Here is a 12,154-nt window from a genome sequence, read left to right on the forward strand (position 1 = left end):
CGGACGTGGTCCAGATGCTGCGGAACGTCGACCGACCTGCTGCACGCGGACGTTCGGCGGCCTACGCGGACGGGCCGCCGAGACCGAACAGACCCGCCGCGTTGTCGTGGCAGACGGCCCGCAGCCACTCCTCCCCCAGGCCCAGCCCGGCCAGCGACTCCAGCTGGTGGACGTACCGGTACGGGATGTTCGGGAAGTCGCTGCCGAGCAGGACGCGCTCCTGCAGCCCGCGCAGGCGCGGGAGTTCGTCGCGCGGGAACGGGACGTCGGCCTCGGCGAAGTCGGTGAACGCGATCGTGGTGTCCAGCCGGACGGCCGGGTGGCGCTCGGCGAGGTCGAGGAAGTCCCGGTACTCGGGCATGCCGAGGTGGGCGACCACCAGCACCAGCCCGGGATGGCGGGCCACCACCTCGCCGATCGGCCCCGGACCGGTGAACTTGCCCGGCACCGGCCCGGATCCGCAGTGCGTCACCACCGGGGTGCCGCTCTCCGCCAGCAGCCCCCACACGTCGTCCAGCCGCGCGTCCGCCGGGTCGTAGCCGCCGACCTGGAGGTGCGCCTTGAACACCCGGGCGCCCTCGTCGATCGCGCGCGCCACGTACTCCGCCGCCCCGGGCTCGGGGAAGAACGTCGCGGTGTGCAGGCAGTCCGGCGTGCGGGCGGCGAAGTCGGCGGCCCACGCGTTCAGCCAGGCGGCCATGCCCGGCTTGTGCGGGTAGAGCATGGAGGTGAACGCGCGGACACCGAACTCCCGCAGCCGCTCGACGCGCCGCTCCTCGGCCTCCCGGTAGGTGATCGGCCAGGGGCGGTTCACCAGCGGGCCGGCCGCGTCGAAGTACGCCCACACCTTGTCGAGGACGTTCTGCGGCATGAAGTGGGTGTGCACGTCGATCAGGCCGGGCAGGCCGAGGTCCCGCCAGAACGCCCGGACGACCGCCGCCTCGGCGCCTTCCGCGGTGTGGTCGTTCACGCGGGCACCGGGCGGGCGCGGTCGATGATCTCCGTGACGTCGACGCCGGGCGGCAGGGTGCCGAACGCACCGCCGTGGTCGCCACCGAGGCGGGTCGCGCAGAAGGCGTCGGCCACCGCCGGGCTGCCGTACCGGACGAGCAGCGAGCCCTGGAAGGCCAGCGCCATCGCCTCGACCAGGCGGCGGGTGCGGTACTCCAGGTCCGTCGGGTCGGAGAGCTGCTTGCGCAGTTCGGCGACCGCCGCGTCCAGGCGGCGGTCCGCGCCGGCCGCCGAGTCGAGCTCGCCGAGGAACGCCTCGACGCTCTCCGGGCGCCTGGCCATGGCCCGCAGCGCGTCCAGGGCGGCGACGTTGCCCGAGCCCTCCCAGATCGAGACCAGCGGCGCCTCCCGGTAGAGCCGCGGCATGCCGGACTCCTCCACGTAGCCGTTGCCGCCCAGGCACTCCAGCGCCTCGGCCGCGTGCGCCGGACCGCGCTTGCAGACCCAGTACTTGGCGACGGCCAGCCCCAACCGCCGTACCAGCGCCTCGTTCTCGTCCCCGGCGAGGGCGAGGTCGGTGGCGTGGGCCAGCCGCATGGCGACGGCCGTGGCGGCCTCGGACTCCACCACCAGGTCGGCGAGCACGTTGCGCATCAGCGGCTGGTCCACCAGCGCCTTGCCGAACACCCGCCGGTGGACGGCGTGGTGGACGGCCCGGGTCGCGCCGTAGCGCATGCCGGAGGCGCCGCCGACGGTGCAGTCGAGGCGGGTCATGTTGACCATCTCGATGATGGTCGGCACGCCCCGGCCCTCCTCGCCGACCAGCCAGCCCACCGCGCCGTCGTACTCCAGCTCGGCGGAGGCGTTGGACTTGTTGCCCAGCTTGTCCTTGAGCCGCATCAGGTGGAGGCGGTTGCGGCCGCCGTCCGGGAGCACGCGCGGCAGCACGAAGCAGCTGAGCCCGCCCGGCGCCTGGGCGAGCGTCAGGAAGAGGTCGGACATCGGCGCCGAGGTGAACCACTTGTGGCCGGTCAGGCGGTAGGTGCCGTCCGCGTGCGGGGTGGCCGTGGTGGTGTTGGTGCGGACGTCCGAGCCGCCCTGCTTCTCGGTCATCGACATGCCGGCGATCAGCCCGCGCTTGGAGCGCGGCTCGCGCAGCCCGAAGTCGTACTCCGTGGCGGCCAGCAGCGGTTCCAGCTCGGCCGCCAGGGAAGGGTTCGCCCGCAGGGCCGGGACGGCGGCGTAGGTCATCGAGACCGGGCAGGTGTGGCCCGCCTCGACCTGGCCCCACACGAAGAACTTCGCGGCGCGGGCGGAGTGGGCGCCGGGCCGGCCGTCCCGCCAGGGCGCGGCGTGCAGGCCGTGGGAGACGGCGGTGCGCATCAGCTCGTGCCAGGCCGGGTGGAACTCGACCTCGTCGATCCGGTGGCCGAAGCGGTCGTGGGTGCGCAGCACCGGCGGGTTCTCGTTGGCCAGCCGGCCCCACTCGGCGGCCTGCTCGGAGCCGGCCAGGCGGCCGAGTTCGCGCAGCTCGGGCTCGGCCCAGCCGGCGCCGGCCCGGTCCAGGGCGGCGAGCAGGGTCGGATCGGCGGCGGTGTCGTGTCCGTACGGCAGGGGCACCTGGTTGGTGACCTCATGCGTCGCTGTCATCGCGTCCTCCCAGGGCACGCAGGGTGAAGGAGACCAGGGCGGGGACCACCTCGGCGGTGGTCCGTTCGGGTCCGGCTCCGGCGGGGGTGGTGCGGGGCGGCTCGGGCTCGGCGGGGGCCAGCGCGGGCTCGGGCTCCATGCGGGCCAGATCGGGCTCGGGCTCGGCGGCCAGGGGGCCGGCCAGGGCCTCGCCGACCGCGCCGACCAGGGCGGCGGCGGTCAGCACCGGGTCCTGGGCGGGCAGCCGCCCGGCGGCCACGGCGGCGGCGATCTCGGCCGCGATCACGTCGCGGAACGCCCGCCGGAACACCAGGCGTTCGGCGTCCACGACCGCGTCGGCCGGCTCGACCAGCAGCGCGTACGCCAGCCGTGGCGCGCGCAGGGCACGGGCGGCGAACGTCTCCACGACCGCGGCGATCCGCTGTTCGGGCGTCTCCCGGCGGGCGACGGCCGCGTTCACCGCAGCGATCTCGCGCGTGACCACCCGGCGGAACAACTGCACCGACAACTCGGCCTTGTTGGTGAAGTGCTGGTACACGCTGCCGGTGGCGATCCCGGCGCGGTCCGCGACCGCGGCCATCGTGCAGCCGCCGTACCCGCGCTCGGCGAGCAGGCCGACGGCCGCCTGCAGCACGGCCTCGCGCTGGGCGTCCAGACGGGCTTGGACGGCGGGGGTGCGTCGGTAGGCCACGGAAGCATTGAAGCACCGATTCACTGCTTCGGGGAGGGGTTCGGCGGGGGCGGCTTCCGGCCGGACGCGAAAGCCGGACGCGAGAGCCGGACGCGAAAGCCGGACGCGAAAGCCGGAGCGAGAACCGGACGCGAAAGGCCGCCCCCTCGAATTCACCGAGCGGAGGCGGCCTTCCTGCGTGCGTGGTACCCGGCTACGACACTAGAGCGGGTGGCGCTCCAGCTTCTGGCCCTCCTCGTCGAGCGGGCCGAACGGCGGGATCCGGTACTGCGACGACGGTGCCTGCGACTGCGACTTCGCGAGCGAGCGCGCGTCGTCCTGGCCACCGGCCAGGCCGGCCCACTCCAGCACCTTGGCGGTCGCCGCGGCCGACTCCTCGGCCGGCAGCTTGCCGATGTTGGAGCCGTGGTTGCCGCCCGGGACGGTGTAGACGTAGCAGTCGTCGCTGCCCCGGCCGAGCTCGAACGGCTTGGCGCCCCACGGGTCGTTGCCGCCGTAGACGAAGATGATCCGCTCGGCCTCGCGCTTCACCCAGCGGTCGATGTCGGGCATCGCCTTCGGGTTGAAGGTGGTCGGGATCTCCTTGGGCACGTACGCGCGGGGCGCGTACAGCTCCTTGTAGTCGTAGTGCAGGAGGTCCTTCAGGTACGAGACGTCGAAGTAGGGCGCGCCGAGTTCGGTCGCGGCCTGGTAGTAGTACGCGGTGTACTTGGCGAGGCCCTGGTCGCTGGAGCTGGTCACGCCCTCCTGAGCGTCGAACCACTTGTACAGCTCGTCGTCGGTCGCGGTGGCCGCCACCGGGACCTTCGCGCAGTCGGACTGCAGGCTGTACTGCCAGAAGCCCCAGACCACGTCGAGCACGCTGCCCTCGTAGGCCCGGTCCACCGAACCGACGACGGCGAAGGTCGAGCCGGCCGCCTTGTTGTCGGCCGTGAAGCGCGCCTCCAGCCGGTCCCGGCGCACCAGCAGCTCGCGCTGCACCGCGTCGAGCGCGGCCCGGCACTCGGGGGTGCCGACGTTCCGGAAGAACTCGGAGTACGGCGCGTCGTCGTTCACGTCGGTGTTGTTCGGCGCGACGTACGCGATCGTGCCCGCCACGTCGTCCGGGTAGAACCGGCGGTAGTAGGTGGAGGACATGCCACCCTTGCTGGCGCCGGTGGAGAGCCACTCCTGCTGGTAGATCTCCTTGAGCGCGGTCACGATCCGGTGCGAGTCTGCGGCCGCCTGGCGGATGCCGGCCTTGGTCCAGTCCGCCGGCTCCGGGCGCGACGGGGTGAAGTACCGGTACTCGATGGAGACCTGGTTGCCGTCGACCAGCCGGGTCGGCTCGGTGCGCGAGGGCGTGGTGCCCAGCGTGTAGCCGTTGGTGTAGAAGACGGTCGGGCGGTCGTAGCCGCGGTGCAGCACGCTGATGCGCTGCTGGAAGGTGCCCAGCCAGGGACGGAAGTGGTCGATCGGCTGGGTGTAGGTGAGGAGGAAGTACCGGTGGTCCGCGTCGGTCGGCTTCTCCTCGGTGATGGTCATCCCCGGGATCGCCGCGAGGCGGGCCTTGATGTCCGCGGTCGGGTCGGCGGCCACGTCGCGCTGCGCGTGGGCGGCGGTCGCGGCCGTGCCCTGCGCGGACGCCGGGGCCTGCGCGAACGCCGGGGCCGCCAGGCCGCCGCCGGCGCTCAGCAGCGGTATCAGCAGGGCGGAAACCAGCAGTCTCCTGAACCTGGTGCTCATCAACTCTCCATCTGGTCAACGGATATGACAGCTGCCTCATCGGCACTACTCTGCGGTGCGGTTGGTGCGGCGGCCGCCCGGTGGACGGCCGAATGGGCCACCCGCCGGGTGGCGGGCGGCCCATCGCGGAAGGTGCTGGTCAGGGGCGGGGAAGGGCACAGCCGGGCAGGGTGAGGTCGAGGACGTTCCCGGCGCCGAAGCAGGGCGGGATGATGTACGTCTCCTGGGCGTAGCCGATGCCCTGGTGGACCGTCACCGCGCCGCCCTGGTCGACCTCGCACGGGTTGTTCAGCGTGCAGGACTGGCCGTTCTCGTTGATCGTGTTGTTGACGGCGACCAGCAACCCGCTGTTCGCGTCGACCACCGGCGAGCCGGAGGTGCCGCCGATCACGTTGCACCCGGACGTGTAGCGGACCGAGTCCTTGAACGTCCAGTCCGCCTCCCGCAGTTGGTAGGCGAAACCGTCGACCGAGCACGAGTAGATCCGCTTCCAGTAACCGGAGACCACCCGGATGTCGGCCCCCTGGGCGGGGTGGTCGGCGGAGACGGTCAGCGGAGCGATCCCGTACTGCGCCTGGATCGTGTCGTAGCTGGAGTCGAGCTGGTAGATCGACACGTCGGTGTCGGTCATGGCGCCGTAGACCACCTTGACGGCGTTCAGCGTGCCGAGGTCGGCGCCGGAACCGTCGAGCAGGGTGAACGTCCGGCTGGACGGCTGGTCGGTGACCACCTGACCGGGGCCGGGCATACCGGACTCCAGGCAGTGGCCGTTGGACAGGACGAGTGCGGGGTCACTGCCTGCCGAGCCGGGCATCCGGACCAGCGACCCGGAACAGTTGTCGAGCGCCACCGTGCCGGTGAAGTCGACGGCGGCATCCGCCGGGGCGGGGGCGGCGATGGCGCCCTTGGCGCCCGTCGCGACATTCACAAGGGGGGCGGCGTTCGCAAGGGGGGCGTTCGCAAGGGGGGCGGCCTGTGCCGGGGCCAGTCCGGCCAGCGTGGTGGCTCCGGCGACCAGGACCGTCGCGAGCATGCCTATGAGCGGCTTCCTCATGAGAGACCTCTCGGTGTGGGGGTCCACCAAAGCTGTCGCGGACATGACTAGATGTCAAGAGGTCCGCCGCCACCGAGAGGTCAACGGAGAGGTCGCTCGGAAGGGCCGGAGCACACCCCGGCCGCGGTCATCGACTCCGGCCGACCGGTGCGCTCAACTCCTCTGCCAGTGGCGCCGACCGACGCTGATCAGGCGCAACTGCAGCCGGGCCGTCGCGGCGATCCGCCCTTCGCGGCCCGGATCGGCCTCCTGGGCCTCCAGCGCTTCCAGGAACGCGGCGGCCGTGGACACCATGTGGTCCACGTACAACTCGGCGAGCATCCGCAGGTCGCCCTCGCTCCAGCCCGCCGAGACCGGCTGGAGCCCGAGCGCCGCACCCACCTCCGCCGCGAAACGGCCGAGTTCGGCGTCGATCGCCTCCCGCACCCGTCGGACACCGCCATGCCGCTCGCGCGCGAGGAAGCGCACGTGCGCACGGTTCTCGCGGACGTGCCGCTGGATGACGTCGACCGCGCGGTCGATCAGTTCCTCGGCGCCGCCCTCCCCGACGAGCACCGAGCGGATCATGAGGTGCAGGCTCGCCAGCGACTCCTCGACCAACGCGACGCCGAGCGCGGCGAGGTCCGGGAAGTGCCGGTAGAACGCGGCCGGCGACAGCCCGGCGGCGCGGGTGACCTCGCGGACGCCGAGGCTCGCGAGATTCTGATCGGCCAGCAGGCGCAGGCCTGCATCAAGCAGCGCCCGGCGGCTCTGCTGCTTCTGGGCCTGTCTGACGCCGACGGTCTCGGGCTGCTCGGCCCCTGCGCTCCGGGGCGACTCGGCCCCCTCGGTGTGATTCACGCCATTCAGTAAACAACTGTTTGCCGAACCTGGCCAGCCCGGCGTAGAGTGAGGCCAACTCGGTGAACACTTGTCAACCGAAACCGGGGTCAGGCTCGACGCCGAGACTGAACCCGACGTCGAATCCGAAACCGAAGCCGAAACCGGAAAGGACTGGTCGGCCGTGATCCTGCTCTCCGCCCTCGTCGCCATGGGTGTCCTGATCGGCGCCGCCGCACACACCTCGCTCCCGGTCTTCCTCACCGCCTCCGCTGCCATCACCGCCTGGCTGCTCGCCTTCGGCGCCCGCGAGGGCATCGCCCGCCTGCGGCAGCGCTGAGCCCCTGCCGCCCTCGGCTCCTTCCGACCCAGCTCCTTTCTCCGCCCCTTTCACCGCTCCTTTCACCAGAGAGGACCCGCCACCGTCATGAGCACCGTCACCGACCACCAGCCGGCCACCGCGAGCCAAGGGACCGTCACCGAGGCCGACAACCTCGCCGTCGCCTCCTTCCTGCTCGGCCTCCCCGGCCTGCTGATCTTCAACATCGTCCTCGGCCCGCTGGCCATCGTCCTCGGCACGCTCGCCCTGGTCCGCGGCACCCGGCGACGCGGCCGGGCGGTCCTCGGCCTCGTGCTCGGCGTCGCCGCGCTCGCCGTCTTCACCGCCACCACCGTCTCGGCGCACGGCGTGATCATGGAGTTCGGCTCCTGAACCGGACCCCCAGCTCCTGAGCCCGGCCGCCTCCCCGCGCGCCGCTGAGCTCCGCGGTTCCGCCCCGCGAACCCGGCCCTGCCCCGTACTGTGGCGGCATCGACCGGTGACCACAGGGGGCAGGAGTGACGACCGAGTACGGCAGCGGAGCGCAGCCGGGGAGCGGCGCGGCGGGCGGGAGGCTGCTCGCCGTCAGCGACCTGCACATCTCCTACGAGGAGAACCGCGGCCTGGTGGAGAAGCTCCAACCCACCAGCCCCGACGACTGGTTGATCGTCGCCGGTGACGTCGCCGAGCTCTCCACCAGCATCGAGTGGGCGCTCGGACTGCTCGCCGAACGCTTCGCCCGCGTGGTGTGGGCCCCCGGCAACCACGAGCTGTGGACCCACCCCGAGGACCCGGTGCAGCTGCGCGGCGTGGCCCGCTACGAGCACCTGGTCGCCATGTGCCGCCGGCTCGGGGTGCTCACCCCCGAGGACCCGTACCCGGTCTGGCAGGGTGCCGGCGGGCCGGTCGCCGTCGCCCCGCTCTTCCTCCTCTACGACTACTCCTTCCGTGCGCCGGGCACGACCACCAAGGAGGAGTCCCTGGCGGCCGCCTACGAGAGCGGCATCGTGTGCGCGGACGAGCGGCTGCTGCACCCCGATCCGTTCCCGGACCGCGACTCCTGGTGCCGCGAGCGCGTCCGGCTGACCGAGCAGCGGCTCGCGGCCTGCGACCCGGACCTGCCGCTCGTCCTGGTCAACCACTACCCGCTGGTCCGCCACCCCACCGAGATCCTCTGGTACCCCGAGTTCGCCCAGTGGTGCGGCACCGAGCTGACGGCCGACTGGCACCGCCGCTTCAACACCGCCGCGATGATCTACGGCCACCTCCACATCCCGCGCAAGACCAGCTACGACGGCGTGCCCTTCGAGGAGGTCTCGCTCGGCTACCCGCGCGAGTGGCGCCGCCGCGGCCTGCCGGACCCGCTGCTGCGGGAGGTGTTCCCGCGGGCGGCGGACTGACGTCCCGGCCGGGTGCCGGGTCGGTGCCTTCTCCTGGGGGCGTTCGCCATGTCCGTTCCTTGGTTCTCCTTTCGCTGAGCCCTTCCTCGTCCTGGGCCCTTCTTCGCTGTCGGCCCTTCTCCGGCCTGGGCTCTTCTTCGGTCACCTCCCTGTGGTCCCGTGCTCTCCCGCCGGTCAGTCCGTGGCGATCGCCCGCAGGATGTCCAGCCGTGCCGCCCGGCCCGCCGGACGGAGCCCGGCCACCGCGCCCGCCAGCAGACCGGCCGTCAGGACCACCGCCAGTTGCACCGGCGGTATCGCGAACGAACCCGTCCCCGCGCTGTCGGAGGCCCGCACGAGCGCCCAGCCGAGGAAGGCCCCGAGCCCGAGCCCGCCGACCGTCCCGAAGGCGGCCACCAGCACCGACTCCCAGCGCACCATGCCCCGCAGCTGCGCCCTGGTCTGGCCGACCGCCCGCAGCAGGCCCAGCTCCCTGGTCCGCTCGTGCACCGCCAGCGTCAGCGTGTTGGCGATGCCCAGCAGCGCGATCAGCACCGCCAGCGCCAGCAGGGCGTAGACCACCGAGAGCATCGTGTCGACCCCGGAGGCCGCACTCGCCGCGTACTCCGCCCGGTCCTGCACCTGCGGACCGCCGTACGGGACCAGCGCCTGCTGCACCGCCGCCTTGCCGGCCGCCGGGGAGACGCCGGCCCGCAGCCCGACCGCGACCAGGGTGTCGCTGTCCTGCCCCCGGTGGGGCGCCCAGGCCTGGCGGGTTATCAGGTAGTCCCCCGCCAGCCCGCCGCCCTCGTAGAGCGCGCGGATGGCGAAGGGACCGCTCGCGCCGTCCGCGAAGCCGACCGTCACGCTCTGGCCGAGCTTCCAGCCCTGCTGCTCCGCCTCGCCGCGGGAGACCGCCAGTCCGTCCGTGCCGAGGGCGTCCAGCGAGCCCTCGACCCGGCCGAGGTCGACGATCCCGACCAGGCGGGCCGGATCGGTGACGTCCAGCACCCGGCCGTGACCGTCGATCCGGGCCACGCCGCGGCCGAGGCCGACCGTCTGCCGCACCTCGGGCAGTCCCGCGAGCGCGTCGGCCGCCTTGGGGCTGATCCCGCTGCCGCCCGCGCCGAACGACGGTGCGGTGACGGCGAGATCGCCCGCGAAGGACTTGTCGACCGTGTCGTCCAGGGTGGCCTTGATCGACGCACCGAAGACGGTGAACAGCGTCACCACCGCGACCCCGATCATGAGCGCGCTCGCCGTGGCCGCCGTCCGGCGCGGGTTGCGGGCCGCGTTGCGACGGGCCAGGGTGCCGGAGACCCCGCGCAGCCGGGGCAGTGGCGCGCCCAGGACCCGTACCGCGAACGCCGCCGCGACCGGCCCGAGCACCACCACGCCGACCAGCACCGCGAGCGCCCCGCCGGCCGTCAGGAGCACCGACGGACCGTCCGTGGCACCGAGCACCGCCGCCGGCACCCCGCCCGCGATCAGCAGGCCCCCGAGCAGCACCCGCAGGACGCCCGAACGCCCCTGGGCCGCCCGGTCGACGCCGGTCTCGCGCAGCGCCGCCAGCGGTGCCGTCCGCCCGGCCCGCACGGCGGGCAGCAGCGCCGAGCCCACCGCGACCAGCGTCCCGACCGCGAGCGGCAGCACCACCGCGGCGGTGCTGATCACCATGCCGCCGGTCGGCAGCGCGAAGCCGAGCGCCGAGAACAGCGCCTTGAGCCCGGTCGCCACCCCGATCCCGCCCAGCAGCCCGCCGAGCGAGGCCAGCACGCCGACCGCCAGGGCCTCGGCGAGCGTCGCCGCGAGCACCTGGCCGCGGACCGCGCCGAGCGCCCGCAGGAGCGCGTTCTCCCTCGTCCGCTGGGCGACCACGATCGCGAAGGTGTTGTGGATGGTGAACGTGGCCACCAGCAGTGCGATCCCGGCGAAGACCAGCAGCAGCGTGGTGAACATGCTCAGGAAGCGCCCGGACAGCTGCTGGGTGCTCTCCCGGGTGGCCGCCGCGCCGGTGACCGCCTGCACCCCGGCCGGCAGCCGCGGCGCGATCCGGGCCGCCAGCTCCTGCTGGGAGACCCCACCCGCCGCGCGGACCTGGATCGAACTGGCCTGCCCCGCGCCCTCGGGAGTGAGGTGGCGCTCGGCGTCCGCGAACGTCATCGCCGTGAACGTGCTCGGCCCCATGCCGTCCGCGCTCGCGCCGAAGGTCGCGATGCCAACGACGGTGACCGGCACCGGATCGGGCGTGCGCAGCACGGTGGTCGAACCGACGTGCAGCCCACCGCTCTTGGCGGCCCCCCGGTTGATCACGACCTCGCCCGGGGCGGCCGGCGCCCGGCCCTCGGCCAGCCGGTACGGGTTGAGCCGACCGTCGGCGAGCCAGTTCCCCGCGAGGGTGGGCGGGCCCTGGCCACCGATCGGTCTGCCGTCGGCGCCGACGAGTTGGCCCGCGCCCTGGACGGACGGCTCGGCGGCCGCGACCCCGGGCACGGCGCGCAGCCGGTCGGCGAGCGCCGCGTCCACCGGTGCCCGGACACCGCCGGGCGTCCCCGGGGAGTCGAGCACGTCGGCGCTGCGCACGACGACGTCGGTGCCCGCATTGGCATCGGCGAAGAGGGTGTCGAAGTTGGCCCGCAGGGTGTCGCCCAGCACCATCGTGCCGGTGAGGAAGCTGACGCCGAGCAGGATGGACAGGAGCGTGCCGGCCAGCCGCCGCTTGTGAGCGCGCAGCGAGCGCAGGCCGAGGCGCAGCACGACCGGGTCGAGGACCGTCACGACCGCCCCCGTTCGAAGGCCTTCATCCGGTCCAGCACCAGCCCGGACGTGGGCCGCTCCATCCGGTCCACCAGGCGTCCGTCGGCGAGGAACAGCGCCTCGTCGGCGTACCCGGCCGCCGTCGGGTCGTGGGTGACCATGACGACGGCCCGGCCCATCTCGTCCACCGCGCGGCGCAGCAGGCCGAGGACCTCGCCGCCGGTGCGGGAGTCGAGGTTGCCCGTCGGCTCGTCGGCGAAGACCACCTGCGGCCGCCCGGCCAGCGCCCGGGCCACCGCGACCCGCTGCTGCTGGCCGCCGGAGAGCTCGCTCGGCCGGTGGTGCAGCCGGTCGCCGAGGCCGACGACGTCGATGAGGGTCGTCAGCCAGGCCTCGTCGGGGGCGGCCCCGGCGAGGTCCAGCGGGAGGGTGATGTTCTCCCGGACGGTGAGCGTGGGCACCAGGTTGAACGCCTGGAACACGAAGCCGAGCCGCTCCCGGCGCAGCAGCGTGAGCCGCCGGTCGCCCAGTGGGCCGAGCTCGGTGTCCCCGATCCACGCGCGGCCGGCTGTGAGGGTGTCGAGGCCGGCCGCGCAGTGCATCAGGGTGGACTTGCCCGAGCCGGACGGTCCCATGATCGCGGTAAAGCGCCCGGCCGGGAACTCCACCGTGACGCGGTCCAGCGCCCGGACCTCCGTGCCGCCGACGCCGTAGACCTTCACGGGGACGGCGTCCCCAGGGGGGGGGGGGCCGCGCGCGGGGCGCGGTGTATGAAGAGGTCCACACCCAACCACCCCCCCCGGACGCGC

11 protein-coding genes are annotated in these 12,154 nt (G+C 73.4%); 3 read left to right on the forward strand and 8 right to left on the reverse strand.

Annotation, left to right across the window (positions count from 1 at the left end; all coding sequences use genetic code 11):
• Positions 1-61: 61 nt before the first annotated feature.
• The 6 genes from ACFV4F_RS28055 to ACFV4F_RS28080 all read right to left on the reverse strand — a co-directional run bounded on the left by ACFV4F_RS28055 (position 62) and on the right by ACFV4F_RS28080 (position 6,911).
• Positions 62-970 carry an amidohydrolase family protein gene (locus ACFV4F_RS28055; RefSeq protein ID WP_380506493.1) on the reverse strand — a complete coding sequence of 303 codons (909 nt, stop codon included), beginning with the start codon at positions 968-970 and terminating at the stop codon, positions 62-64.
• Complete coding sequence (locus ACFV4F_RS28060) at positions 967-2,601, reverse strand: acyl-CoA dehydrogenase family protein (RefSeq protein ID WP_380506496.1); 1,635 nt, start codon at positions 2,599-2,601, stop codon at positions 967-969. Before ACFV4F_RS28060 ends, ACFV4F_RS28055 begins: the two co-directional genes overlap by 4 nt.
• Positions 2,585-3,292 carry a TetR/AcrR family transcriptional regulator gene (locus tag ACFV4F_RS28065; protein ID WP_380506499.1) on the reverse strand — a complete coding sequence of 236 codons (708 nt, stop codon included), beginning with the start codon at positions 3,290-3,292 and terminating at the stop codon, positions 2,585-2,587. Before ACFV4F_RS28065 ends, ACFV4F_RS28060 begins: the two co-directional genes overlap by 17 nt.
• 201 nt (positions 3,293-3,493) lie before the next feature.
• Positions 3,494-5,017, reverse strand: a complete 1,524-nt coding sequence (locus ACFV4F_RS28070) for a S28 family serine protease (protein ID WP_380506502.1) — start codon at positions 5,015-5,017, stop codon at positions 3,494-3,496.
• A gap of 139 nt (positions 5,018-5,156) precedes the next feature.
• On the reverse strand, positions 5,157-6,071 hold the full coding sequence (locus ACFV4F_RS28075; RefSeq protein WP_380506505.1) for a trypsin-like peptidase domain-containing protein: 915 nt from the start codon (positions 6,069-6,071) through the stop codon (positions 5,157-5,159).
• Between the two features lie 153 nt (positions 6,072-6,224).
• The gene (locus ACFV4F_RS28080) at positions 6,225-6,911 is read right to left on the reverse strand and encodes a TetR family transcriptional regulator (protein WP_380506508.1); all 687 of its coding nucleotides are present in this window, start codon (positions 6,909-6,911) and stop codon (positions 6,225-6,227) included.
• A gap of 163 nt (positions 6,912-7,074) precedes the next feature.
• Here ACFV4F_RS28080 and ACFV4F_RS28085 point away from each other — a divergent pair, with 163 nt between their 5' ends.
• The 3 genes from ACFV4F_RS28085 (at position 7,075) to ACFV4F_RS28095 (ending at position 8,609) form a co-directional block, all read left to right on the forward strand.
• Positions 7,075-7,230, forward strand: coding sequence for a hypothetical protein (locus ACFV4F_RS28085; RefSeq protein WP_380439356.1), 156 nt, complete (start codon positions 7,075-7,077; stop codon positions 7,228-7,230).
• A gap of 87 nt (positions 7,231-7,317) precedes the next feature.
• A complete protein-coding gene (locus ACFV4F_RS28090) occupies positions 7,318-7,602 on the forward strand; it encodes a DUF4190 domain-containing protein (RefSeq protein ID WP_380506511.1) in 285 nt (94 codons plus the stop codon).
• A 125-nt stretch (positions 7,603-7,727) separates the two neighbouring features.
• Positions 7,728-8,609 carry a metallophosphoesterase family protein gene (locus ACFV4F_RS28095; protein ID WP_380439352.1) on the forward strand — a complete coding sequence of 294 codons (882 nt, stop codon included), beginning with the start codon at positions 7,728-7,730 and terminating at the stop codon, positions 8,607-8,609.
• Positions 8,610-8,783: 174 nt separating this feature from the next.
• Here ACFV4F_RS28095 and ACFV4F_RS28100 read toward each other — a convergent pair whose 3' ends face one another.
• Both ACFV4F_RS28100 and ACFV4F_RS28105 read right to left on the reverse strand, forming a co-directional pair.
• Positions 8,784-11,366: an FtsX-like permease family protein gene (locus ACFV4F_RS28100; protein ID WP_380506514.1), complete on the reverse strand. Its 2,583-nt coding sequence runs from the start codon at positions 11,364-11,366 to the stop codon at positions 8,784-8,786.
• Positions 11,363-12,067, reverse strand: a complete 705-nt coding sequence (locus tag ACFV4F_RS28105; protein ID WP_380506517.1) for an ABC transporter ATP-binding protein — start codon at positions 12,065-12,067, stop codon at positions 11,363-11,365. Before ACFV4F_RS28105 ends, ACFV4F_RS28100 begins: the two co-directional genes overlap by 4 nt.
• Between the last annotated feature and the right edge of the window lie 87 nt (positions 12,068-12,154).

Source organism: Kitasatospora sp. NPDC059722, from assembly GCF_042733235.1.
Taxonomy (GTDB): Bacteria; Actinomycetota; Actinomycetes; order Streptomycetales; family Streptomycetaceae; genus Kitasatospora.